The following is a 25959-nucleotide window of genomic DNA, read 5'->3' on the forward strand; positions in this document are numbered from 1 at the left end:
CTAATTATAACAGATAATAATATTTGGAACACGAAAAAATGCTTTTTTATTGAAAATCAAACTTTTAATTATATAAAAAAGAAATGATTGTAGGTATAAATTTATCCATTATTATGAGTAATTTCACTATAGTGTGATAGAAAAAGCAGTTCCAGTCAATTTTTCATAAAAAGTAAGTGCTTTCAGTCAAAAAATTTCATTATTATTGTGATATGATTGGTTTAACATCAAGAATGAAAGGATGGTAGTAGTGAGACAGCCAATATTGCCAAGTTACCGGTTATCTCCAAGACAAGAATTCATACTAGACTATCATTCTCATCAAGAATATGAAATTTACTTTTTTCATAATGGTTCCTGCCGTTATTTGATTAAAAATCAGATTTATGATTTGGAGCCTGGTGATATTCTCTTGATGGATGGAAAAACATTACACAAACCCATTGTTTCTCCAGAAATAGAGTATATTCGAAGCACAGTTCACTTCTTACCGCAATGGATTGAAACCGTTTTAAAGGAGTTGAACGCAGAATATTTACTGGATGTATTCCGGAATTTACAGCATTGTTTAATTCGGACAAATGAAAACCAACAATCAAAGAAGTTGGAAGAATTAATTTGTCGACTTGATGAACTGTATAAGATGTCGGATAAAAATCAATTTTCAGTTGTGGAAGCTGAAATGAAAGTCGTTCTTATCCAGGCCTTATTCCTTCTTAATAAGATGGGTAATGCAAATTCCTATAAAAAGCCCGAAACAAGGGATGATAAAACAGATTATGTTGAAAATATCATATCTTATGTTCAGGAACATTATATGGAGAAGTTAACGATTGATTCGATTGCAAAAGTTCTAAATTTAAGTAAGTCTTATTTATCGCACTTATTCAAAGAGGTAACAGGGTTTACAGTAATGGAATATTTAATGGCTACAAGACTATCACAAGCAAAATATATGCTTGCCTTGGAGCCAGACAAGCCTTTAAAAGATGTCTCTTATGATTGTGGATTTGAAAGCGCCTCTCATTTCAGCCGTTATTTCAAGAGTAAGGTTGGAATGACCCCAAAGGATTATCGTAAATTACAAATAAGTAAAGAAGGGAAGTAAAAAAAAATGAAAAAAGTAAGATTAGGTATTATCGGTTTAGGTGCACAAGGTGGAGCTTATGCTGGTTTTATTGCAGAGGGAAGAGTTCCTAACATGGAAATTGGAGCGATTTGTGACATCGATCCAGCAAAAAAAGCAGTGGCTAATGAAAAGTATCCAAATGTACCATTCTATGAGGATTATATCGAGATGATGGAAAGTGGAAATGTTGATGCAATTGTAACAACAGTTCCACATTACCTACATCCTGAAATGACAATTGAAGCACTAAAAAGAGATATTCATGCTTTAGCAGAAAAGCCTGCGGGTGTCTATACAAAACAAGTAAAAGAAATGAATGAATTTGCAGCTTCAAAACCAGAATTAACATTTGCGATCATGTTCAATCAAAGAACAAATGAACTTTACAAAAAGGTTAAAGAAATCATCGATAATGGTGAAATCGGTGAAATTCGCCGTACGAACTGGATTATTACAACTTGGTGGAGACCACAAGGCTATTATGACCAAAGTGCATGGAGAGCAACTTGGGAAGGTGAAGGTGGCGGTGTTCTTGTAAACCAAGCGCCACACCAATTAGACCTGCTTCAATGGATTTGCGGTATGCCGAAGAAGGTTTATTCAAATGTGAAGTATGGTTACCAAAGAAATATTGCCGTTGAAGACGAAGTAACTGCATTACTTGATTACGGTAACGGAGCAACTGGTGTATTTGTAACATGTACACATGATGTTGTCGGTACAGACCGTTTTGAAATCCTAGGGGATAAAGGGAAAATCATTGTTGATGACAGTAAGAAAGTAACCATTAAACGTCTGACAAGACCAGAAAATGAAATGAGCAACAGTATGAGCATGCAAGATGTCATGAAAATTTTTATGGGTCAATCAGAAGATAGTATTTATACTGAAGAAATATTAGAATTTGAAAGCGTTTGGGGTGCTCAACACACTTCAGTACTAGAAAACTTTGCGGCTAATATCCTAGACGGAACTCCACTTATTGCTCCAGGAAGCGATGGAATTAACGGTGTACAATTAGCAAATGCGATTCACCTTTCAAGCTTCCTTGGAAAAGAAGTAGAAATTCCAGTGGATGAAGAGGTTTATTTAGCAGAGTTAAATAAGCGCATTGAAGAAGAAAAAAAGAATCCTATTGAAAAATAAGGATGCAACTTACTAGAAATCGGCAAATCGCCGGTTTCTAGCTATTCATCTCCACTTTTAGAGGAGGAAGGAATTATGCTTAAAGTAGCAGTAGTCGGCTTGGGAGATATATCAAAAATTCATATACCTGCTATTCAGAACAGTTCTAAAGCGGAATTAGTTGCCGTTTGTGATATAAATGAAGAGCTTCGCAATACTGTTGAGAATGTGAATTTTTATACAGATCTAGACGAGATGCTTAATAAAGAGGAATTAGACTGTGTTCATATTTGTTTGCCACACTATGTTCACTACTCCGCAACAAAGGCAGTTGTAGAAAAGGGCGTAAATGTCTTTTTGGAAAAACCATTAGCAAGAAGTGCGGAAGAAGGAATGTTCGTAGTAGAGTTGGCAGAACAACACCCAGACGTAAAAATTTGTGTGAGTCTGCAAAATCGGCTAAATGAAACATTTATTAAGCTAAAAGAAATAGTAGATAGTGGAGAGTTAGGCCAGGTAACAGGTATCAAAGGTTTAGTTACATGGTTCCGTCCAAAATCCTACTATGATGTCAAGCCTTGGCGGGGCAAAATGAAGCTTGCCGGTGGCGGAGTTATGATTAATCAGTCGATCCATACATTGGATTTAATGCAATTAATCGGAGGAGAAATTGAAACAATCCGTGGGTCTATTGACCAATTGCTTGATTATGGATATGAAGTGGAAGATACAGCTGTTGCGAATATTAAATTTAAAAATGGTGCAACTGGATTATTCTTTGCGACGACTACGTATGCAACTAATTCATCTGTAGAATTTCAAGTCATCCTTGAAAAAGGTAAATTAACAATTAAAGATAGTGTTCTTTCTGTTACTGATAGCGAAGGCGTGAAAAGAAGGTTGATAGAGGATTCGAAGCTTCCAGGAAGTAAGTTTTACTATGGAGCTAGCCATGATACATTAATCAATCAATTTTATAACGCGATTATCAACAATACAGAAGATTATATTCATGTTCAAGATGCTCAAAAATCAATGGAAATGATTAGTGCAATAAGAAGATCTTCTGAGGTTAAAATCCCAATTAAAATGGAGGTATACAAATGACAAAAGGCAAAATTGGCGTTCAGATGATGATGCTAAAGAAAAAAGTAGAAGAACTTGGTGTTTATGAAACAATGAGAAAGCTTCACGAGCTTGGATTTGGTGCAGTTGAGGTTTCTCAAATTCCAATGACTGAAGAAAATGTAGCAGACTTAAAAAGAGCAAGTGCAGATTTTAACATTAAAATTGCAGCTCTGTCCGCGGCATTAGAACCAATGTTTGAGAATGCACCGGGTGAAGCTTTGTCTACACATTTTGAGAAAATCGTAAATGATTGCAAAACGCTAGACTGTAATTTTGTTCGTATTGGTATGCTTCCATTTACCGTTATGGGTGATAAAGAGAAAATTATGGGCTTTATTGAAAGAGCAGAAGAAATGGCACATCGTTTAGCAGAACATGGAATCGAGTTATACTATCATACTCACCATGTTGAATTCGAAAAATATGATGGTGTTTATTTACTAGACCTTATTAAACAAAACACAACTAAATTAGGATTTGAATTGGATGTACACTGGATTCAACGTGCTGGTGAAAACCCTGTGAAAATTATCCGGGAATATAAAGACCGTATTTCATTACTACACTTAAAAGACTATCGAATCACTAAGTTTGAATTTAATCCAGATGATATGAAAGATATGGCAGGCTTCATGAACAAGTTTTCAAATATCATACAATTTGCAGAGCTTGGAGAAGGAAACATGGATATTGCAGCTATGATTGAAGCGGGTAAGGAAAGTGGAGTGCAATACTTCTTAATTGAACAAGATGACACATATGGCCGTGATCCATTCGAATGTCTTGAGGTATCAGCGCAGCACTTAAGAAAGCTTGGTTATTCGGACTGGTTCTAATTGAAAAAAACTAATAAGCAAGCACCTTGTGAAGATGAAAATCTAAATTTTTGGTGCTTGCATTTTTTACTATATAAACTAACAGGAGTGATTCAACAAATGAGTAGTAAAGACGGAATGAATTATGCACCAAAAGGGAAACCAAATCCTGTCGTTAAAGAAGGGGAATTCCCTATTGCTGCGGTTGCCCTTGATCATGGGCATATTAACGGTATGTGTAATGGATTAGTGGAGGCTGGTGCAACATTAAAATGGGTCTATGATCCAGATCTTGAAAAGGTAGAAAAATTTATTGAAGCATTCCCTGGAGTGCAAGTTGCTGAGTCCTTAGAACAAGTATTAGAAGATGAAGAAATTAAATTAGTTGCAGCAGCGGCAATCCCAAATAAACGTAGTGAATTAGGAATAAAAGTAATGGAGGCAGGTAAGGATTACTTTACTGATAAGACTCCGTTTACTTCTTTAGAGCAATTAGAAGAAGCAAAGAAAGTCGTGGAACGCACAGGCAGAAAGTATATGGTTTATTTCAGTGAAAGACTCCATGTCGAAGCTGCTGTTTTTGCAGGGGATTTAATTAAGCAAGGGGCAATTGGCCGTGTCATTCAAGTGACAGGCTTTGGACCACACCGCCTTAATGCAGATACACGACCGGATTGGTTCTTTAAGAAAGAACAATATGGGGGCATTCTTTGCGACATCGGAAGCCACCAAATTGAACAGTTTTTATATTACACAGGAAACGAAGATGCAACCGTTCTTCACAGTAAAGTAGGGAATTATAATAACCCAGAGTATCCAGAACTAGAGGACTATGGTGATGCAACTCTAGTAGGTGAAAATGGTGCAACGTTTATTTTCAAGGTTGACTGGTTTACTCCAGATGGTTTAGGCACTTGGGGTGACGGGCGTACATTTATTACAGGAACTGAAGGCACAATTGAATTAAGAAAGTATATTGATGTCGCTAAAAATGAAACAGGCGATCACCTATTCCTAGTGAATAAGGAAGGCGAAAAACATTATCAGTTAAGAGGCGAGGTTGGATTCCCATTCTTTGGTCAACTCATTTTGGATTGTGTAAATCGCACTGAAAATGCAATGACACAAGAGCATGCATTTAAAGCTGCAGAATTGTGCTTAAAAGCTCAGGAACAAGCAATTATCGTAAGTAAATAATTATGAAAAAAAACTGGTCAAAACTCACAACTTGGTTTGACCAGTTTTTTTATGGAAAAGAGGAAGTTTAGCATTATTTTAGAAAATAAAAAAATTGCTAAAGGTAAAAAAAGTTATTGTTTTTTAAAGCGTTTTCAATTATTCTATAAATATAGATAGTTTGAGTGACCGACAAATAAATCGGAAACTCATAGCTAGATTCCAAGTATTGTTCGTTATTTTGTTTAAAATGTAAACGCTTAATTTATTTAAGGAGGAGGATATCCGAAGTTTAGTGTTTCCTTGAGTGATTAGATATTTAGTTTGTATGCCAGACAAATAAGTAGCAGTTTTTACGTCAGTTAGAAGTAAATATATCGTAAATTCGTTATAACAGAGGGATGAAACGAAGAAGTTATTTTAGTATTACAAATTAGCTTTAAAGGGGGAAAACGACATGTCAACATCAGTTAACAATATTCAATATAATAGAGCAAAAATTTGGCAGATTGGCTTTTTTACATTTAATAATACTGCCACAAACTTATATTTATTTTTAATTGGTTTTTTATCTTATTATGCAGCTGGTATTGCTGGACTAGCTGTTGTGTTAGTAAGTACATTACTGGGGGCAGCAAGATTTTTTGATGGTCTGATAGACCCGGCAATTGGATGGATTATTGATAAAACAGAATCTAAATTTGGGAAATTTAGGCCTTTAATGCTGATTGGTAACTTTGTAACAATGCTTTCTGTTATATTAATATTTATTACTCATTTATTACCAGAGCCTACACGTATTGCGTTCATTATCTTTGCTCTAATTGTTCATAAAATCGGATATTCATTACAAACATCCGTTACAAAAGCAGCGCAAACTGTTTTAACAAACGATCCAAAACAACGTCCTCTCTATATGATTTTTGATGGCGTTTACAATGCACTACTTTTCACAGGTGGACAAATTTATGTTGCAAGTTATTTAATTGCAAAATACAGTGACTTTACACTACCACTATTCGTTGAGCTTGTAACAACTATTATCATTTTATCAGCTGTATTAACAACGTTAGCCACTATAGGAATATCTTCTAAGGATAAGAAAGAATTTTTCGGTTTAGGTGAAGACACTGTTGAAACATCATCTATTCGCGAATACTGGCAAGTTATTAAAGGAAATCGTCAATTACAGTTACTTACAATTTCTGCATCAACTGATAAGTTAGCAACATCTCTAATGAGAGAATCAGTAGTAACAGTTATGTTATTTGGTATTTTGCTCGGAGATTATGCATTAAGTGGTACGATTAGTGCAGCTATATTAATTCCGGGATTATTGGTGACTTTCTTTGTAACGTGGTTAGCAAGAAAAGCCGGTTTAAGAAAAGCATATTTAATTTCTGCTTATGCAGGTATGTTTGCTCTAATTGCATTTTTCCCGTTTTTCCTATTATTAGATAACCCAACAACTGCCATTTCGATGGAATCAATTGGTTTTGTAGCAATCGTGTTCATGGTGCTACGTACTGTTTCCCAGTCGTTTGGTGGAGCTCCTACAACTCTAGTAGTTCCGATGATTGCCGATGTATCCGACTATGAAACTTCTAAATCTGGTCGTTATGTAGCAGGTATGTTTGGTACAATCTTCTCATTTATTGATCAATTAGTTTCATCACTTGCACCAGTAATCGTTGGTTTAGTGGTTGCTGCAATTGGATTTAAGGATGCTTTCCCAACTGTAAATGATGCTTTAACAACACCATTGTTTACAGCAACATTAGTCTTGGCTTTTGGAATACCAGCATTATGCTTACTAATCTCAATCATTACAATGCACTTCTATAAACTAGATCGTAAAACAATGGAAGGTGTTCAAGAAAAAATTGCAAAAGCAAAAGCGAAAGGAAAAGATAATACAATTGCAATGTAATAACATATCGCTAATAAATGAAAGGGACTATCTTGTTCAAGATGGTCCTTTTCATTTTGGATCTGGTGTTGAAAGCTTCTTTTTGTAATGAGGTTATTATTGTGTTTATTAGGGATACCTTCGTAGTAGAAAGAATGATCGCTTAAGCTTTTCGATTAAAAATATATTGAAAAAAAATATAAAAAATATGTAGAAAAAAGTCTTGTAAATAAAAACGTTTTCATATATGATTAGTTCATAAAGTTAATTTGTTGGTCAAACAAATTAATGAACTATCTGGTGTAAATTTAATAGTTTGTTTGATAGTTTGTTTGGTAGAAAAATTAATAACTAATTTGAAAGCGTTCAACAATAAGTAATAACTAATTTGAAAGCGGTTAACGCTAGGGGGTTTTCAATATGTCAACAACTGCTATAAATAATCAACAATACAATAAGGCTAGGCTTTGGGAAATTGGCTTCTTTGCATTGAATAATACGGCAACCAATCTGTATATGTTTATCATGATGTTCGTATCTTATTATGCGGCTGGAATAGCAGGAATTGGGGTTGTGGTAGTAAGTACTATTCTAACTTCAATGAGGATATTTGATGGTATTACAGACCCAATAGTAGGTTTTATGGTAGATAAAACAGAAGGTAAATTTGGTAAGTTTCGACCATATATGATCATAGGAAATATCATATTAGCTGGTTCTGTACTAGTGTTATACAATGTAACACACTTAATCCCGGAATCATTCAGACTATTATTCTTTATTTTAATTTATGCAATCCACATTATTGGATATACATGTCAAACTTCAGTTACGAAAGCAGCGCAAACAGTATTAACAAATGACCCAAAACAACGTCCTTTATTCGCTGTTTTTGACGGTATTTTTGTCACTTTACTCTTCACAGGTGGCCAAGTTTATGTAGCGTCTTATTTAATAAAAAAATATGGCGACTTCAATATGGGACTATTTACTGAGCTTAACATTACAGCTATGATAATTGCGGGTGTATTTACAGTATTAGCTGCAATTGGAATATCAAGAAAAGACAAAAAGGAATTTTTCGGTTTAGCAGAGGAAACAGTTCAAACAAAATTCCGTGATTTCTGGCCAATTTTGAAAAAAAATAAACCATTATTAAAGTTGATTACTGCTGTAACCGTTGACAAATTAGCATTCTCTCTTCTACGTCATGCAGTAGTAGTAGTTATGTTATTTGGTATCTTAATCGGCGATTATGGTTTAAGTGGTACAATTTCAATGATTACCATTGTTCCTGGTCTATTGATCACATTCTGGGCAGTTGCAAAAGCTAGAAAAACAGGTATGAAAAATGCTTTCTTGTTCTCAACTTGGACTGCACTGGGTACTTTCATTGCATTAATTGGACTGTTTTTGTTTATTGATAGTTCAGCTATCTCAATGAGCAACATTGGTTTCGCAACAATCCTTTTCGTTGTTTTATACACTTTGGCATTAGGATTTGGTCAAGTACCATCAACACTTGTAAACCCAATGATTGCCGATGTATCCGATTATGAAACATCAACTTCTGGTAGATATGTACCAGGTATGATTGGAACGATGTTCTCTTTCATTGATAAACTAATCACATCTTTAGCACCAGCTATCGTTGGTTTCGCAGTAGCTTTAATTGGATTTAAGGATGCCTTCCCAACAGTTAAGGATGTGTTAACACCTGAACTTAAATTAGTAACAATTATCTTAGCATTTGGTATTCCGGCTTTAGCATTAACGATCTCTGGTCTAATCATGAGTCGATATGAGCTAGATGGTGCAAAAATGGAGGAAATCCAAGCAAAAATTGCTGAGAAAAAATCCAAGCATACAGATGATAAAGAGCAAAAAATTGCTAATTAAATAGTGCCTACCATGTAAACGCTATTTAGGGTAGCGACTAAGAAACCCCTCTTGTCTTAGTGTGAAATACACTAAATCAAGGGGGTTTTTGTATCCTATATTAACACAATGATAATTTTTAATAGATGAATGGCACGGATCTGAATATATTATCCGCTCTTCGGCTTTTGCAGGGAGATTATAAAAACATAGACTTCCAAAGCGTTAGCTGGATTTGATATAGCAGGTTACATGCCCCTTTGTATGAGCTGTTTTTACTAATACAAATTTTTATGCATTTGTGTTCTTATAATTAATGATTATTGATAGCCCGTCAATCTGTTGGGCTATTTTTTTCGACGAATGCTATACTAGCAGTAGTGAATTTTTGAATGAAAGGGAAGGGAATCATGGACAAAAAACTTCCACCAAATCATGAGCATATTGACGACGACATGATCAAGCTTGAGGTAAATCTTGATAATATGTCTGGCGAATGGCTCGGCTATGTCATGGATTTATTATTTGAAGCAGGGGCAAACGATGTCTATTACACCCCGATCTATATGAAAAAAAATCGTCCAGCTGTCCTCATGCAGCTCCTTTGCTCAAAAAATAAATTAGATAAAATGAAGGAAATCCTATTTGCTGAGACCACCACACTAGGTTTACGGTATTATCCTTTGACAGTTCACCGCCTTGAGCGATCTTTTACAGAGGTGATGACTCAATGGGGCAAAGTTACGATCAAAGAAGGAACTTTCGCTGGAGAATCAGTTCAAAAGTCTCCAGAATACGAGGATTGCCGTCGTATAGCCGAAGAACACGGCGTTCCGCTTAAAAAAGTGTATGAAGAGGTGTGGAAGGAGATAAATAATAGGTGATTGCAGTTGTTGTGGGGTAATTACTGTCATCTAATTGAAAAATACTGTCACTAATTGAAAAATACTGTCACTAATGGAAAAATACTGTCACTATTTCAAAAATACAGCCACTATTCCGGAAATACTGCCACTAGCTTCAAAATTGAAATAACCCACTGAAAATCAGTGGGTAAAAAAAATTACATATCATTCAATTCCAGCTGAATATACTTTTTCGTATTCGGGCCATAGATTCCATCATCGGCCAGAGCGGCATACATCGACTGGAATCTTCGAACAGCATCTTCCGTTAACGGACCATAGCTACCATCAATCATTTTAGGATCAAAGTTGATATGCTTTAAGGCACGTTGGATCATGCGAACCTCTTCGCCCTTATCACCACGTCCCCAAACGCCATCAGGAAGTGGAAACTCTTCGTGGGTGGAATTGCCCTGTTTAATAACTTCCTCAAGCTTCCTCAAAGTCGCTTGACCCACTAGACCATCTACGGCTAACCCATATCGTTTTTGGAATCGCATGACTGCAGTCTCTGTTTCAGGACCAAAGCTGCCATCGGCACCATAACGAGGCAATGGAAAACCAGCTTTAATTAAATCTTGTTGAATTTCCTTAACGAATGCACCTGTATTCCCTCTTCGAATTGGAAGGCGTGTTGACACTCCTGCAACAACTGGTTTAGGTTTACTCGTTGGAATTCCTTTAAAATCGCGATTATACGATTCTTGAACATCATTTATAAATTCTTCCCAAGACACACCATGTGGCCGCAGCGCATTTTGTGGGTCTGATCTACGGGAAGGATCTAAAGTGCTATGGGCTACGATATGTCTTTTCGGATCTAAATTGAATTTGTCACATAAATAGGCATGGTACCAGACATACCGATTATATGCCTCTTGGAAATTAATTTTCCCTCCGTGACAAAACTCCACACCAATCGCTGCATCATTTGCATCATCACCAAACATTCGATTGTCTGTTGTTACATTGTAGCGAACATGCCAGGCTTTCTCAGTAAGCGGGATGATTTCCAATATATATTTATCATCAATAAACGTATGGGCAGAAGCACTTGGCTGTGATCGGTCAAAATAATTGCGATTCCCATAGGCCGTTGAACCTGGATTGCCTGTATCATGACTTACGATAAAACGGACCTTTGAAATCTTTTGACCAGAACGTGAATTTCCAAAACGAATATAATCTCTAGTAATTGGATACTCCATTTCATTCACCTCCATGAATTATGAGTATTACAATCCATTTATTTTATGTCTTTAATGTGTATAACGTGCCAAAAAAGGACTTGAATCATTGATGAGACGAGGGAGTATATGGTGTCAAAATGAAAAAACCGAAGGAATTATCCTTCGGTTTTAACAACTTTCCTATTTCTTTTTTCGTTTCTTCGCTCTTGCATCGGCTGCGTTAGAGCGCGCTAATGCCTCTAAATCATCCTGGTCAGCAAGTTCACGTGAGAACTCGACATCACGACCATCTGATTTCATATCTTTCGGAACCTGTGGCAGGCTCCCTTTGTTTTTATCTCGTGATTTTTGTCCCCTTGATCGTCCCATTATCAACACCATCCTAAGACAATAATGGAGAGGTCGCTTATGGCAACCTACTCAATTATAGGATGACCATGATGACAGGCTTCATAAGTGGAAGATACTGATATGTATTACTTTTTCGTCGTATACCCGCCTGCTCGATCGGCCATTTTAAATTCCCTAGAATAAGTTACAGCCTGCATGCTGCTTAATGTGCTTTTCGACTTTTCACGCCTTTTATCTTTTGGCATTAAAGTTCCCTCACTTTCTAAGTAATGTAGTATTATTTTATCCATCCAAAAAAATTCCAAACAAAAAACCCGTTAAAAACGGGTTTGAATGTTAAGCTTCTTTCAACTGCTCTTCCTCGGAAATATGGCCAACCCGCATCGTGTGGAAGGTATATAAATCCTTAGATACTTCAAAAATGTTATATATATCGCCATTGGCATTTAGTTCTTCCAGCAAAGACTTTCGTGTTTCATTTGCGAAAGTGACATACGGGAGTTTTTGAACGGCCATCATAGAGCGCTGATTAACTTTACGAACCCTCATAAAAATCGTTTCAATTCCAAGTTCGAAAAAGAGTTCAGCAAAGAATGCATCCTTCGCTGGTTGGTTGTAGCCTTTACCGTGAAATGGTTTGCCAAGCCAAGTACCAAGGAAACCAGCATTGTCTTGGATATCAAATAAATTAATGGTTCCGATTGGAGAGCCCCATTCATCTAAAATGGTACGTGAAATGAGTTCACCTCGCTCTTCTGCCTCAATCGTTTGCTTTGTTAAAAATAAAAACTCTTCGTATGAATATGCCTTTTGACGCACAAAAGGAAAGACATCCGGGTGCACCATTAAGTCATAAAGAGCTTGACTATCTTGAAGTTCACGCTTTTTTAGCATCAGTTTCCCCTCCAAATGAGGACAGACCGGACCTGTGGTCAGGATCCACCCTCGAAATTTTTTGTGTCATTAAAAAATTTCGGGGTGGGAATCGAACCCACTAGAACCAGTGAAACTGGTGGCGCACCATTTGCCTTCCCTAAAGTTAGCCAATTAAATTAGCCAAATTTAAGTTTGTATTCTATTGTTGATCACATTTTTTTTACTTCACTTTAGGTATCATACTCGAATCTTTTGTAAAAATAAATAGGTTTTTTGTGAAATTTTTGTATCAAATTATTGGTAATTTCGACCTTTCTGTAGAATCTTATAAGACGATGTCGAATCATCTTTCAAAAATGTCAGTTAATGCCTTTTCTACAGTATCAAATGTAAAAGAAAACCCATTTTCCACAAGTTTTTTCGGAAGTACGTTTTGGCCTTCTAAAACTAAAATACTCATTTCACCGAGTAAAAGCTGTAAAGCAAAACCAGGTACAGGAAGCCAATGTGGTCGATGAAGAACGCTTCCGGCCGTTTGACCAAACTCTTTCATTCGGACTGGATTTGGTGCAGTGAAATTAACAGGTCCACTTACAGTCTCGTGCTGGAGAAGAAAATCAATTCCTTTCACCACATCATCAATATGGATCCAAGATAGCCACTGTTTACCGGAGCCAATTGTGCCCCCTATAAAAAACTGATAGGGAAGAACCATCCGTGTTAAAGCACCTCCGCCAGCACCTAGCACAACCCCAAGTCGTAAGAAACAAGTCCTCACACCCAAATGGGAGGCTTCATTTGCTTTCTGCTCCCAAGCAGATACCGTATTTGCGAGGAAGTCATTCCCAATCTGAGTAGTTTCTTCCGTAAAAGTCTCACTCTCAGAGGTTCCATAAATACCAACGGCACTCGCATTCAATAATACCTTTGGCTTTTTTGGTAAGGAAGAGAGGATGCGAACAATTTCCTTTGTCGCAGTCACCCTACTTTCCAAGATTCTTCTTTTACGGGCTTCCGACCATCTTCCACTATTCAAAGATTCTCCCGCCAAGTTAATAACAGCATCAACCTCCTGCAGTTCAATTTCAGGAGCGCTATTTGCCTTAAACCACTCTACAAAATGTAGCCTGGGGTGATCACTTGTTTTGGCAGCATTTCTTGTTAATATCAACACTTCATGACTTTGTTCTAAAAGATAGTCCGTAAGCTTTTTACCGACAAAGCCTGTTCCTCCTGCAATTGCTATCTTCATGGTTTTCTTCCTTTCCATCTTGTTTCCTACATAATTCAATAAGTTTTCCGTATATCCTTCAAAAATCTTGTGCTACTATTAGAGGGAGGTGTCATTCAAATGGCGATAATAGCAAAAATCACAACTCAAAAGAAAAACACGGAACGCTTTAATATTTATCTTGATTACGGGAATGGCAAGGGTGAAGAATATGCTTTTAGCGTTGATCAAGATATTCTAATTTCCTTTCAACTCAAAAAAGGCATGGAACTGGACGACCTTGATATTACGGAAATCCAATTTGAGGATGAAGTAAAGAAAGCCTTTAATTTGGCGTTGAACTTTTTATCATATAGAATGCGATCAAGGAAGGAGGTCATTGATTATCTGAAGAAAAAAGAAGTAGATGATCCGATAATTCCTGATGTGATGCATAAGCTTGCAGAGTATAAATATGTGAATGATGAGGAATTTGCGAAAGCCTATGTTCAAACGCAAATCAATACGACAACAAAGGGACCTGAGGTTATCAAACAAGAGCTTTTTGAAAAAGGAATTGACCCGGACACACTAACGAAGAGCATTGAGCTTTTTACGATGGACGAGCAAATTGCAAAAGCCATTAAGCTGATTATAAAAACAATCCCTAAAAACAATAAAGCGTCAGAGCGCCAAACGAAACAAAAGCTTGAGCAAACTCTTCAAAGGAAAGGCTATTCATGGGATGTGATTCAAATCGCCATGGAAGAAGCAGAAACTGAGAAAGATACAGATGAAGAGTGGGAAGCCCTGAAGCATCAAGGGATGAAAGCCCATCGAAAATATGAAAAATTGGATGGGTGGGAATACGAACAAAAGATGAAGGCAGCCCTTTTCCGAAAAGGCTTTGATTTAGATATGATTGACAAATTCATCGAACACATAAAGGACGGAGAGAACTGACATGCAAGAAAAACGATATAGTCAAATGACAGAATTTGAATTAAGACAAGAAATTGCAAACTTAAAAGAACAAGCACGTAAAGCCGAACAGCTCGGAATTGTAAATGAGCTTGCTGTCCTTGAACGTAAAGCAGCGATGGCTAAGGCATATATGCTAAATCCAGCGGATTTTAATAAAGGGGAAGAATATGAAATTGATGGCGACCCTGGCAGTTATTTTAAAATTCATTACCTCAACGGTGTATTTGCATGGGGGCACCGTGTCGGTCAAGAGGACAAAGAAGAGGCATTACCAATTTCATTACTTCTTAAAAACTAAAACCAGAGAGAAGGATCTCTCTGGTTTTCGATGTACTAGGAGCGTTTTCTAGTCTCTCGCTCCAATATAATGAGGTTTTGGGTTAATCTTGTTTCTCCATTCACCTGTGCCCAAGCATGTTTCGGATTAGCCCATGCTTGTTGGAACGGATTGTTGTATTCATTACGTTTATATCCTTTTTTACCCATTACACGCACCTCCATTTTTAGGCCCCACAGCAAGTGGTGATCATAGTCTTTCATGAATGAAAAACTTTTCTTCTAAAATCTTTGAAGGTTAGGTGATTTTAAAAATCGTGTCGTTCACTTGAAGCTTTCATTCGCTCCTGTGGATGTGTGTTAATGGAACCATCTGCTCTTGTTGAAGCGTATTCAGCCTTTGCTCTAGGCTCACCCTGAAACTTATTACGATTCTGATTTGGGAATCCTCGTTCTTTGTTTCGCATACGAATACCTCCTAAAGGGCATTTGGACATCGTGTAAAAAGGGAACCATCACCTTTAAACACGTATTACTAGTATGGAGTTCATGCCTTCTTAACATGTAAAAAGGAAAACGTGAATTAATGGAAATCCCCATAACAACCTTTGTTATGGGGAAAATTGGTTAGTTTGGAAGAAGCTCAAGCTTTTTACGAAGCTTTTCTTCACTAAAAATCCAGCCAGTATAGGATGTAACAATGTTTAAATCAAGGTCTAACTGAACGATCGCAACAAATGGATAATGCCCTTTGCTTCGATAACGAAGATCAATAAAGCGAACCTCATAGTAATCATCATACTCGTCGATTTCCCAACGATAGACGGGTGAGAAGTGAAGAAAGGCTGCCAAGTTCTTGTCTTTTTTCGCCGCGTTCACAACTGGAGTATCAGGAATTGGGCGCTTTACAAATTGGTCCTGAAGGATTATTTCATTATTTTTGGAGCGTGCCACATAAAAATATTTTTCAGTCACAACCGCAATATGCCATTGATTAAAGCGATATGTTGGCGAAATGATGATTTCAGTAATATCTTCATCGATTTTAGCACGAACCCCTGACTCGACCTTATTTCGCATTCGAAAACGGATGATATAATAGACAAACAGGATTGCATAAACCGAGAAAAAGGTAACGCCTGGATGTAAGCCAAGCTTCCAAACAATAATCCCTGCTAGATGAAGCAAGAAAATAAATGGATCAAATGTATTGATAACGCCTAGAGCCACCCATTTATGTGAAAATGGACGTAAGGCCTGTGTTCCATATGCATTAAAAATATCGACAAACACATGGAGGATTACACCAATAAAGGTCCACATCCAGAGATGCAGAAGGTTAGTCTCTGGGAAAAAGAAATAAAGAGCGCCTGTGATTAAAAGTGGCCACAGCAGCACGGCCGGAATGGAATGTGTGATTCCACGGTGATTTTTTATATAATTTGCATTGTTACGCAATTTAAGTATGGTATCAAGGTCTGGTGCCTGTGAACCAATTAACGTTCCAAATAGAACAGCATGTGTAGTAGCGGGGTTGGCTGTTACAACTGGGTCGAGTGTGGCGATACCACCTAACGCAAGACCCATAACAATATGTGTGCCTGTGTCCAAAAATGGGACCTCCTTTTCCATACGTGTCTAAGATTAATGTAACCAAAATCATTTATTTAAATAAATTATGATATCTTTATTCAGCAGTTGTGGACTTATGCTGAATATGGGTAAAAATGAAATATCTCAAGCAGTAAACGTTAAGGCGTTTTTGATAATAATAACACCTTGTGAGAGGGAATGGTAAAAATTAATGAAAATGTTAGAAAATTTTTCGATAAATGAATTCCGAAAGGATTTAATTGGATGGTTTGAAAACGAACAAAGGGATCTTCCTTGGAGACAGGATCAAGACCCGTATAAAGTGTGGGTTTCTGAAATCATGCTGCAACAAACAAGAGTCGATACTGTCATTCCATACTTTGAGAATTTCATTTCCAAGTTTCCGACAATTGAGGCACTTGCAGATGCTGACGAAGAAAAAGTTCTCAAAGCATGGGAAGGCTTGGGCTATTATTCACGGGTGAGAAACCTACATGCAGCAGTTAAAGAAGTGGCGCAAGAGTATGGTGGCAAAGTTCCTAACACAGTTGAGGAAATTTCAAGTCTAAAAGGTGTCGGCCCGTACACAACTGGAGCTATTTTAAGTATTGCGTATGGAGTCCCTGAGCCTGCCGTCGATGGGAATGTGATGCGTGTTCTTTCGAGGATCTTATCCGTCTGGGATGACATTGCAAAACCGAAAACCCGCCAGCTGTTTGAAGACATTGTAAGAGAACTGATTTCAAAAGAAAATCCATCTGCTTTTAATCAGGCTTTAATGGAATTAGGTGCATTAATTTGCGTTCCTGGAAACCCCGCCTGCCTATTATGCCCGGTTCGTGAACATTGCAAAGCTTTTGCGGAGGGTGTCCAAAAAGAACTCCCTGTCAAAAGTAAGAAAAAAGCACCAACCGCTGTTTCAATGGCAGCAGTTGTTTTACAGGACGAAGAGGGTCGATTGATCATTCATAAACGTCCGGAAAAAGGACTTTTAGCAAATTTATGGGAGTTTCCAAATCACGAAACAATTTTAGACCTCCAAGCGCCTAAAGAACAGTTAGGTGAATTTTTAAAAAGGGAATATGAAGTTGATGCAAAAATTGGACAAGCCTTTACAACGATTCAACATGTGTTTTCCCATTTAATTTGGAATATCACGGTTTTTGAAGGGAAAATAGAAGGATCCGTAGCAGAAACAAATACTTTAAAACTGGTTAGTTTAAAGGAGTTGGAGGAGTATACATTCCCTGTCTCCCATCAAAAAATATTAAAAAGCTTTCTCAATCGATGAGAAAGCTCTTTTTTCATTCAGTGTCGTACGACATCCTAATATCACTCGTGTAGTCATTGTTACGATGGAAACCGCCTCTAGCCTCGATTTCTTGGATGATTTCGCGGTGAAGGGACTGCCCCTCCGCATTTAAATATGGAACAATTTGTTGAAAGGAATGGTGGAAAAAAGCTAATTCGCTTTCCTTCCATTCATTTTTTGGGATCATTGATAAATGAGTCATGTCACGACCAGAATACATCTTCAATTACCCTCCTTTTGATGGGTGTTCAAAAAGTCTCACTAATTGAACCCTCACTGCTAATTCCTTTGTTCATAATAAGATTATCCAATTGTAGAAAAATTATCCTAAAAATCAAATATATTTTTTTAGGGATATTAATATCGCATCTGGGACAAATTAATGGTCGTGGAGGTGATAATAATGGCTAAACAACCAAACAAATCTTCAGCTGGAACAAACATTGAGCAAGTAAGACAACAAAACGCTCAATCTCAAGGTGCTGGTGGTCAATTCGGTACTGAGTTTGCTAGCGAAACAAACGCTCAAGAAGTAAGACGTCAAAACCAAAAGTCTCAGTCTAACAAAGGACAAGGCTAACATAATCAAGATATTGATACTTAAGGAAAAACACTTCCAGGAATTCGGCTGGAAGTGTTTTTTTTGGGTGCTCTATGGAATGAATACCATTCTGGCGAGGATAATTGACTGAAATGTACTTCATAAGAGGGATGAAGACCATTCTGGCGAGGGAAATTGCCTGAAATGGTATTCATAAGAGGGATGAAGACCAATTCGGCGAGGGAATATGCCAGAAACGGTTTTCATAAGAGGGATGAAGACCAATTCGGCGAGGGAATATGCCAGAAACGGTTTTCATAAGAGGGATGAAGACCATTCTGGCGAGGGAAATTGCCTAAAATGGTATTCATAAGCTGGATGAAGACCAATTCGGCGAGGAAAATTGCCTAAAATGGTACTCATAAGCCGGATGAAGACCAATTCGGCGAGGGAAATTGCCTGAAATGGTCTTCATAAGAGGGATGAAAACCATTCCGGCGAGGAAGCATGCTCGAAAAGTTCTTCATAAGCGGTAAGAAGACCATTCCGCCGCGAGAACTACCTCCTCTAAAATGTCCTTCATAAACCATGAAAAAATTTTTCCTTCTGTTCTGACAAAACCTCCTATATTCCTACATACAAAGACAAAGGAAATTAAGTCTATTTAAAGAAATAATAGGTTATAACAATAATAATGATGGTTCATAGACAATAGGAGGATAACAAGATGAGCAATTTTAATGACCTTGTTGGTGAACAATTAAAAACAATGGACAAGCTACTTTTCATTCAATCCGAAATTGAGAGATGCCAGGAACTTGAGTCTCAAATTTTAGAACTTCAAAAAGAAACAGAGCTCGAAACGATACAAGAAGAGATTAAACGTATGCAGGAAGAACTTGTGCAAATTCATGACTTATTTCAAAAACAAACCGAAGAAGTCATCCAATCCTATCAGGGTAAAATGCATCAAACAGTCTAAACAAAGAGGGGTCATCGAAAATTTCCGATGGCTCTTTTGTTTTAAAATACTAGTTGAACCGTTATAATAATAGAAAAAGGTTTTTCTTTGTTTTTATACTTTCGATACGGGAGATTTCATAAATGAAATTTGAATATGTATAAGACAAAGCTGCCCAAAGTGAAAGTAGGGAGAGAAAATGGGTATTCCCATGGAAGGAGATAAAATACAAATCCATAGTTATAAACATAATGGCCATATTCACCGTGTGTGGGAAGAAACGAGAGTGCTAAAAGGAACACAGAGCCTTGTAATTGGCGGAAATGATCGCACAACCGTGACTGAATCCGACGGTCGTACTTGGATTACACGTGAACCGGCCATATGTTATTTCCATGCGCGCCATTGGTTTAATATTATTGGAATGATACGTGAGGACGGAGTGTACTATTATTGCAACATCAGTTCTCCATTCATATCCGATGACGAAGCGTTGAAATATATTGATTATGATTTGGATATTAAGGTTTTTCCAGATATGACATTTATCCTGCTAGATGAGGATGAATATGAAAAACATCGTCGTGAAATGAATTATCCAGATGTAATCGATAAGATTTTAAAAAATAATGTAGACAAGCTGATCCAATGGATTCGTGGCCGAAAAGGTCCATTCGCACCAGACTTTATAGATATTTGGTATGAGCGCTATTTAACTTATCGAAGCTAACTTTATTAATCAGAAGTCCCCAACCTCTGCTTAATAAAGTTAAGCCTCCGGCGGATGCCACAGATTTTCAAAGGTAACTTTTCGAGCATGGGATCTAAGACTAAGAACGCCACTTCCTGTGGCAACGTCTTTGTGACCCACATCATGTGGGCCTAAAAAATCTGGGCGCAAATACGCATTGGCGTATTTGATTAATAAAACCTGTTGAAAATAAGCAACAGGTTTTAACATTTTTTAAGAACACAACTTGAAGGAAGGTCAGGGGTTTGGGGAGTACTAGACGTTATATGAAATTCGTGAAGCCGTACCGGTTTCAAATATTGATTACAATCATCATTGGGATTATAAAATTTTCGATTCCGATGCTAACACCATTGTTACTGAAATATGTATTGGATGATGTCATCGCAGCAGATATTACGCAGGATGAAAAACTATCAAAGCTTTTCCTCGCAATGGGAATCATGTTCTTTATTTTTCTTGTACTGCGACCACCTGTCGAATACTATCGGCAATATTATGCGCAATGGGTCGGCACTAAAATTCTATATGATATCCGTGACCAGCTGTTTGATCATATTCAAAAGCTCAGTCTACGGTATTATGCCAACACAAGAGCGGGTGAAGTGATCTCAAGGGTTATTCATGATGTGGAGCAAACAAAGACCTTTGTTATCACAGGATTGATGAACCTGTGGTTGGATCTTTTTACCATCTTTATCGCAATAGGTATTATGCTGACATTGGATGTTCCATTAACTATCGTGTCTATCATTTTGTTCCCACTCTATGGATTTTCCATTAAGTATTTTTATGGTAGACTTCGTCATCTGACACGTGCTCGCTCACAAGCGCTAGCAGAGGTGCAAGGGTATCTTCATGAACGGGTTCAAGGGATTCCTGTTATCCGTAGCTTTGCAATTGAAGATCATGAACAAAAGCTTTTTGACAAGCAAAACAGTAATTTTCTACAGAAGGCATTAGACCACACAAACTGGAATGCGAAAACCTTTGCTGTTGTGAACACCATTACGGATATCGCACCACTTCTTGTGATTGGGTATGCTGGATATCAGGTCATTCAAGGAGATTTAACAGTTGGTACATTGGTTGCGTTTGTTGCGTATATAGACCGACTTTATAATCCGTTAAGACGACTCGTGAACTCATCGACAACGTTAACACAGGCACTCGCGTCAATGGACCGTGTCTTTGAGTTTATTGATGAAAAATATGATATCGTCGATGCACCAAATGCAGTTGAATGTAAAAATGTATCCGGAAATATGAAGTTTGAAAATGTTTCATTCTCCTATGGGGATGATGACGATGATCAAATTGTATTGAAGGATATCAATTTAGATATTAAAAGCGGCGAAACCGTTGCCTTGGTTGGAATGAGTGGTGGCGGAAAATCGACACTCGTTAGCTTAATTTCAAGGTTTTATGATGTGACAGATGGAAGGATTCTTTTAGATGGAACGGATATCCGCTCCTATAAGGTAAGAAGCCTCCGCGATAAAATCGGAATGGTTCATCAAGATACTTTTTTATTTAGTGAATCGGTTAAGCATAATATTCTACTTGGTAAACCAGGAGCAACTGACGAGGAGATTATTGAAGCAGCTAAGGCGGCAAATGCCCATGAATTTATCGAAAATCTACCACAAGGCTATGATACAAAAGTAGGAGAAAGAGGCGTCAAGCTATCAGGTGGACAAAAACAAAGGATTGCGATTGCTCGTGTATTCTTAAAAAATCCGCCATTATTGATTTGGGATGAAGCCACTTCTGCATTGGACCTTGAGAGTGAACATCTAATTCAGGAATCACTAGAGGAACTTGCTAAAAATCGAACTACCTTCATCGTGGCACACCGATTATCAACGATCACACATGCAGATAAAATTGTCCTCATTGAACACGGAGAAGTCGTCGAAATCGGGACACATTCAGAATTAATGAGCAAAAAAGGACATTATTACGACTTATTCCAGGTTCAACAATTAGATGATTAAAAGACACGGATATCCATTTCCGTGTCTTTTTTATTCGACAATTTTTGTTATTTCCAGGGAAATGGTGTCGGATAATAGCGGAAAAATCCCTTCAAATCTCGAAGCCTTTTTTTACATTGAAGTAATAATTAAGACAACTTGTTAATAAAACTTCTTGTAAAGGCAGGTGGAATGGATGGGGGATAAAATTATCGAGGTGAAGGGGCTCCGTACCTCTTTCTTTACTGATGAAGGGGAAATACCAGCAGTTGACGATGTTGATTTTCATATAAACGAAGGAGAAATTTTGGGAGTAGTCGGAGAATCAGGATGCGGAAAGAGTGTCACATCGTTATCCATAATGGGACTAGTTCCAACTCCTCCTGGAAAGATTGTGGGAGGCGAAATTGTTTTTAATGGTGAAAATCTTGTTCATTTCTCTGAGAAAAGGATGCGCCAAATTAGAGGGAACGACATTGCAATGATCTTCCAGGAACCGATGACATCTCTCAATCCTCTGTTTACGATTGGGGATCAAATGGTAGAGGGAATCAAGATTCATATGAAATGGGATAAGAAAAAAGCACGAGCAAGGGCAATTGAAATCATGAAACGGGTCGGTCTTCCACGTGCAGAAGAATTAATGAACGATTACCCACACCAACTTTCAGGGGGGATGCGGCAAAGAGTAATGATTGCAATGGCTATGGCCTGTAATCCAAAACTATTAATTGCCGATGAGCCTACGACAGCTTTAGACGTCACGATCCAATCCCAGATTTTAAAGCTGATGAAAAAATTAAACGATGAAATGAATACGGCGATCATGTTGATCACCCATGATTTAGGTGTGGTTGCGCAAATTTGCGAGCGAGTCGTTGTTATGTATGCCGGAAAGATTGTAGAAGAAGGGAAAGTCTCGTCCATTTTTAAAAATCCTAAGCATCCATATACGAAAGGCTTATTAAAATCAGTACCCGACATCCGCAATAAAAATGAGCGACTTTATTCCATTCCGGGGAATGTGCCAAAGCCAGGTTCCATTAAACAGGGGTGTCGATTCGCAGAACGCTGTGAGTATGCGTTTGATAGCTGCTTTATAAATAATCCTGAGCTTTACAATGTCGATGATAACGGGCACCGTGTTCGTTGTTTTTTACAGGTTGGAGAGGAGGAAAGCAATCATGACACAACCTTTACTACAAGTCCATAACTTAAAAAAGTATTTTCCAATCCAGGGAGGCGTGTTTGGAAAGAAGATAGGAGACGTAAAGGCGGTTGACGGGCTTTCCTTTTTTGTGAATAAGGGTGAAACATTAGGAATCGTTGGGGAAAGTGGATGTGGAAAATCCACAACGGGACGACTGATTTTACGGCTTTTGGAACCAACAGAAGGCCAGGTTCTTTTTAATGAGAAGGATGTTACGAATCTAACAAAACCTGAGATGAGAAAGCTAAGGCGTGATATGCAAATCATTTTTCAGGACCCATATGCGTCCCTTAATCCTAGACATACAGTCGAAAAAATACTAGAGGAACCCCTGATTGTTCATGGGATTGGCGACAAAAAGGAAAGAAAACGCAGAGTACGAGAAATGCTAGAGGTTGTCGGTTTAAGTAGTTATCATGCGAAGCGCTATCCGCACCAATTTAGCGGAGGTCAGCGTCAACGCATTGGGATTGCAAAGGCGTTAATGACCAATCCATCTCTAATTATTGCAGATGAGCCTGTTTCTGCACTCGATGTCTCGATTCAATCACAGGTATTAAACCTCATGGAAGATTTACAGGAGAAATATGGCTTGACCTATATATTTATTGCACATGATTTAGGGGTAGTCCGGCATATAAGTGATAGAGTGGGTGTGATGTATTTAGGAAGAATCATAGAATTGACAGAAAGCGAAAAGCTGTATAATAAACCTCTTCATCCATACACAGAAGCATTATTGGAAGCGGTACCAATTCCGGACCCAGAATATAAAAAAGAGACAGCAGGCATTACCGGAGAGATACCAAGTCCCTCCAATCCACCTGCAGGTTGTGCGTTTCACACAAGATGCCGGAGCTGCATGGAGATTTGCAAAACGACACGTCCAGAGTTTAAGGAAGTGGAAGACGGTCATTATGTTGCTTGTCATCTCTATTAATAGACGTTTCTTAATGGAGCGACTCGCAACAATCATGATAAAAAATAAAGCTTTTAAGGGGGAATTTTGTTGTTTAAGAGAAAAGGGGTATTACTCTCGTTTCTATTCCTACTCCTAGTGTCAACAGCCTTAGTCGGCTGTAATGGAGGAAGTGAAAAAGGAAATGAAAGTCCGAATGAGGGAGAAAAGCCAACAGGAGAAACACCATCAGCAGAGGTACAAACTGAGCTTGTATTCGGGCGCGGTGGGGACTCGGTGTCTTTAGATCCGATTACAACAACAGAAGGGGAAACTTTTAAGGTTACAGTGAATATTTTTGAAACGTTAATTAATTATGGAGAGCAAGATACAACCTTACAACCAGGTCTGGCAACAGAATGGACACCTTCCGACGATGGTCTTGAATATACATTGAAACTGCGTGAGGGCGTTAAGTTCCATGATGGAACGGATTTTAATGCGGACGCAGTTGTAAAGAACTTCGAGCGTTGGATGAATGGAGATGCCGATCAATTCCCTTACTACACCATGTTTGGTGGTTTTAAAGGAGATGAAGGCCACGTAATTAAAGAGGTAGTAGCAGAAGATGATTTTACGGTAAAATTCACGCTAAATCGTCCGCAAGCACCTTTCTTAAAGAACTTAGCGATGTCTCCATTTGGTATAGCGAGTCCGGATGCGCTTGAGAAGTATGGGGATGATTTTATGAAGAACCCAGTAGGTACGGGTCCTTTCAAATTTGTCGAATGGAAAGAAAACGACAGAATTACGTTAGAAAAGAATCCAGATTATTGGATGGAAGGCTATCCGAAGTTAGAAAAAATCATTTTTAGATCAATTCCAGAAAACTCTGCACGTTTAAATGCATTGCTTGCTGGCGAAATCGATTTAATGGATGGAGTAAACCCATCTGATCTTGAACAAATTCAGGGAAATCCGGATCTTCAAACATTTGAACGTCCTTCTATGAACGTGGGATATTTAGGTTTTACGGTTAATAGACCTCCATTCGATAATAAACTTGTTCGTCAAGCACTGAACCACGCGATTGATAAAGAAGGAATTATTGAAGCATTTTATGGTGGACTTGCAGAGCCGGCAAAAAATCCACTTCCACCAGCATTAGAAGGCTACAATGATGAGATTGAACCATATCCTTATGATCTAGATAAGGCGAAGGAGTTATTAGCTGAGGCAGGTTTCCCTGATGGATTTGAAATGGATCTATGGGCAATGCCGGTACCTCGTCCATATATGCCTGATGGAATGAAAGTAGCAGAAGTCATCCAATCCAGCTTTGCAGAGATTGGTGTGAAAGCGGAAATTAAAACGGTTGACTGGGGGACGTATTTAGAGCAAGCGGTTAAAGGTGAATTTGATGCTTATATGCTTGGTTGGACTGGGGACAATGGGGATCCTGATAACTTTATATACACCTTATTGGATAAGGACAGCATCGGAAGCAATAACTATTCATTTTACAGCAATGATGAGCTTCACGACATTTTAATCGAAGCTCAAACCATTCCTGATCAAGAGCAACGTAATGAACTATACAAAAAAGCACAGGAAATCATCCATGAGGACTCTCCATGGGCGCCACTTGTTCACTCAACACCATTATTGGCTGGAAAGAAGAATCTTAAAGGATTACTTCCACACCCAACTGGATCAGATATTTTAACGAAGGTTGAGTTCGAATAAGAAATTGAGGGTTTGTGAC

General features: G+C 37.9%; 27 protein-coding genes and 1 pseudogene. 18 read left to right on the forward strand and 10 right to left on the reverse strand.

Going from position 1 to position 25959, the window contains the following annotated elements:
- Positions 1 to 250 precede the first annotated feature (250 nt).
- From E1I69_RS09665 to larC, 8 genes are all read left to right on the forward strand, one after another.
- Positions 251 to 1108, forward strand: coding sequence for an AraC family transcriptional regulator (locus tag E1I69_RS09665; protein ID WP_161974873.1), 858 nt, complete (start codon positions 251 to 253; stop codon positions 1106 to 1108).
- Positions 1109 to 1114: 6 nt separating this feature from the next.
- Positions 1115 to 2275, forward strand: coding sequence for a Gfo/Idh/MocA family protein (locus E1I69_RS09670; protein ID WP_136379408.1), 1161 nt, complete (start codon positions 1115 to 1117; stop codon positions 2273 to 2275).
- Positions 2276 to 2350: 75 nt separating this feature from the next.
- Positions 2351 to 3361 (forward strand): Gfo/Idh/MocA family protein, encoded by a 1011-nt coding sequence (locus E1I69_RS09675; RefSeq protein ID WP_136379409.1) that lies wholly within the window; start codon positions 2351 to 2353, stop codon positions 3359 to 3361.
- Positions 3358 to 4218 (forward strand): sugar phosphate isomerase/epimerase family protein, encoded by an 861-nt coding sequence (locus E1I69_RS09680; RefSeq protein ID WP_136379410.1) that lies wholly within the window; start codon positions 3358 to 3360, stop codon positions 4216 to 4218. Before E1I69_RS09675 ends, E1I69_RS09680 begins: the two co-directional genes overlap by 4 nt.
- Positions 4219 to 4317: 99 nt before the next feature.
- Complete coding sequence (locus tag E1I69_RS09685; RefSeq protein ID WP_136379411.1) at positions 4318 to 5394, forward strand: Gfo/Idh/MocA family protein; 1077 nt, start codon at positions 4318 to 4320, stop codon at positions 5392 to 5394.
- 436 nt (positions 5395 to 5830) lie between these two features.
- The gene (locus E1I69_RS09690; protein ID WP_136379412.1) at positions 5831 to 7303 is read left to right on the forward strand and encodes an MFS transporter; all 1473 of its coding nucleotides are present in this window, start codon (positions 5831 to 5833) and stop codon (positions 7301 to 7303) included.
- Positions 7304 to 7702: 399 nt separating this feature from the next.
- A complete protein-coding gene (locus E1I69_RS09695; protein ID WP_136379413.1) occupies positions 7703 to 9181 on the forward strand; it encodes an MFS transporter in 1479 nt (492 codons plus the stop codon).
- A gap of 389 nt (positions 9182 to 9570) precedes the next feature.
- Positions 9571 to 10044 carry a nickel insertion protein gene (larC, locus tag E1I69_RS09700; RefSeq protein WP_136379414.1) on the forward strand — a complete coding sequence of 158 codons (474 nt, stop codon included), beginning with the start codon at positions 9571 to 9573 and terminating at the stop codon, positions 10042 to 10044.
- Positions 10045 to 10223: 179 nt separating this feature from the next.
- Here the strand turns inward: larC and E1I69_RS25215 are convergent, their stop codons facing one another.
- From E1I69_RS25215 to E1I69_RS09725, 6 genes and pseudogenes are all read right to left on the reverse strand, one after another.
- Positions 10224 to 10706, reverse strand: a complete 483-nt coding sequence (locus tag E1I69_RS25215) for a peptidoglycan-binding domain-containing protein (RefSeq protein ID WP_278186156.1) — start codon at positions 10704 to 10706, stop codon at positions 10224 to 10226.
- Positions 10707 to 10760: 54 nt separating this feature from the next.
- Positions 10761 to 11273, reverse strand: a pseudogene (locus E1I69_RS25220) (peptidoglycan recognition protein family protein); the annotation flags it as partial.
- 162 nt (positions 11274 to 11435) lie between these two features.
- Complete coding sequence (locus E1I69_RS09710; RefSeq protein ID WP_136379416.1) at positions 11436 to 11624, reverse strand: YfhD family protein; 189 nt, start codon at positions 11622 to 11624, stop codon at positions 11436 to 11438.
- A 107-nt stretch (positions 11625 to 11731) separates the two neighbouring features.
- The gene (locus E1I69_RS09715; protein WP_116354095.1) at positions 11732 to 11851 is read right to left on the reverse strand and encodes a YfhE family protein; all 120 of its coding nucleotides are present in this window, start codon (positions 11849 to 11851) and stop codon (positions 11732 to 11734) included.
- Between the two features lie 91 nt (positions 11852 to 11942).
- Positions 11943 to 12500, reverse strand: a complete 558-nt coding sequence (locus tag E1I69_RS09720; RefSeq protein ID WP_136379417.1) for a GNAT family N-acetyltransferase — start codon at positions 12498 to 12500, stop codon at positions 11943 to 11945.
- Positions 12501 to 12825: 325 nt separating this feature from the next.
- Entirely contained in the window at positions 12826 to 13734 is a 909-nt protein-coding gene (locus E1I69_RS09725; RefSeq protein WP_136379418.1) for a TIGR01777 family oxidoreductase, read from the reverse strand.
- 99 nt (positions 13735 to 13833) lie between these two features.
- Here E1I69_RS09725 and recX point away from each other — a divergent pair, with 99 nt between their 5' ends.
- Entirely contained in the window at positions 13834 to 14655 is an 822-nt protein-coding gene (recX, locus tag E1I69_RS09730) for a recombination regulator RecX (RefSeq protein ID WP_136379419.1), read from the forward strand.
- A gap of 1 nt (position 14656) precedes the next feature.
- On the forward strand, positions 14657 to 14974 hold the full coding sequence (locus E1I69_RS09735) for a YfhH family protein (protein WP_136379420.1): 318 nt from the start codon (positions 14657 to 14659) through the stop codon (positions 14972 to 14974).
- A gap of 35 nt (positions 14975 to 15009) precedes the next feature.
- On the opposite strand, the gene E1I69_RS09740 is transcribed toward E1I69_RS09735, so the two are convergent.
- The 3 genes from E1I69_RS09740 to E1I69_RS09750 form a co-directional block, all read right to left on the reverse strand.
- The gene (locus tag E1I69_RS09740) at positions 15010 to 15162 is read right to left on the reverse strand and encodes a YpzG family protein (protein WP_116354056.1); all 153 of its coding nucleotides are present in this window, start codon (positions 15160 to 15162) and stop codon (positions 15010 to 15012) included.
- 98 nt (positions 15163 to 15260) lie between these two features.
- Positions 15261 to 15419, reverse strand: coding sequence for a small, acid-soluble spore protein K (locus tag E1I69_RS09745; RefSeq protein ID WP_136379421.1), 159 nt, complete (start codon positions 15417 to 15419; stop codon positions 15261 to 15263).
- Positions 15420 to 15579: 160 nt separating this feature from the next.
- Positions 15580 to 16563, reverse strand: a complete 984-nt coding sequence (locus E1I69_RS09750; RefSeq protein ID WP_136379422.1) for a metal-dependent hydrolase — start codon at positions 16561 to 16563, stop codon at positions 15580 to 15582.
- 193 nt (positions 16564 to 16756) lie between these two features.
- On the opposite strand from E1I69_RS09750, the gene mutY reads away from it, so the two are divergent.
- Positions 16757 to 17836: an A/G-specific adenine glycosylase gene (gene mutY / locus E1I69_RS09755; RefSeq protein WP_136379423.1), complete on the forward strand. Its 1080-nt coding sequence runs from the start codon at positions 16757 to 16759 to the stop codon at positions 17834 to 17836.
- Positions 17837 to 17849: 13 nt separating this feature from the next.
- On the opposite strand, the gene E1I69_RS09760 is transcribed toward mutY, so the two are convergent.
- Positions 17850 to 18077, reverse strand: a complete 228-nt coding sequence (locus E1I69_RS09760) for a cytosolic protein (protein ID WP_136379424.1) — start codon at positions 18075 to 18077, stop codon at positions 17850 to 17852.
- 183 nt (positions 18078 to 18260) lie between these two features.
- Between E1I69_RS09760 and E1I69_RS09765 the strand changes: the two genes are divergently transcribed.
- The 7 genes from E1I69_RS09765 to E1I69_RS09795 all read left to right on the forward strand — a co-directional run bounded on the left by E1I69_RS09765 (position 18261) and on the right by E1I69_RS09795 (position 25940).
- Complete coding sequence (locus tag E1I69_RS09765) at positions 18261 to 18437, forward strand: gamma-type small acid-soluble spore protein (protein ID WP_136379425.1); 177 nt, start codon at positions 18261 to 18263, stop codon at positions 18435 to 18437.
- Positions 18438 to 19125: 688 nt separating this feature from the next.
- The gene (locus tag E1I69_RS09770; protein ID WP_136379426.1) at positions 19126 to 19380 is read left to right on the forward strand and encodes a YgaB family protein; all 255 of its coding nucleotides are present in this window, start codon (positions 19126 to 19128) and stop codon (positions 19378 to 19380) included.
- Positions 19381 to 19558: 178 nt separating this feature from the next.
- On the forward strand, positions 19559 to 20089 hold the full coding sequence (gene ntdP / locus E1I69_RS09775) for a nucleoside tri-diphosphate phosphatase (RefSeq protein WP_136379427.1): 531 nt from the start codon (positions 19559 to 19561) through the stop codon (positions 20087 to 20089).
- Between the two features lie 266 nt (positions 20090 to 20355).
- A complete protein-coding gene (locus E1I69_RS09780) occupies positions 20356 to 22107 on the forward strand; it encodes an ABC transporter ATP-binding protein (protein WP_136379428.1) in 1752 nt (583 codons plus the stop codon).
- 175 nt (positions 22108 to 22282) lie between these two features.
- A complete protein-coding gene (locus E1I69_RS09785) occupies positions 22283 to 23299 on the forward strand; it encodes an ABC transporter ATP-binding protein (RefSeq protein WP_136379429.1) in 1017 nt (338 codons plus the stop codon).
- Positions 23271 to 24236, forward strand: coding sequence for an ABC transporter ATP-binding protein (locus tag E1I69_RS09790; protein WP_136379430.1), 966 nt, complete (start codon positions 23271 to 23273; stop codon positions 24234 to 24236). The genes E1I69_RS09785 and E1I69_RS09790 overlap by 29 nt, the downstream gene beginning before the upstream one ends.
- Positions 24237 to 24305: 69 nt before the next feature.
- The gene (locus tag E1I69_RS09795; protein WP_136379431.1) at positions 24306 to 25940 is read left to right on the forward strand and encodes an ABC transporter substrate-binding protein; all 1635 of its coding nucleotides are present in this window, start codon (positions 24306 to 24308) and stop codon (positions 25938 to 25940) included.
- Positions 25941 to 25959: the final 19 nt, after the last annotated feature.

The organism is Bacillus timonensis (genome assembly GCF_004799755.1).
Lineage (GTDB): Bacteria > Bacillota > Bacilli > Bacillales > Bacillaceae_L > Ferdinandcohnia > Ferdinandcohnia timonensis_A.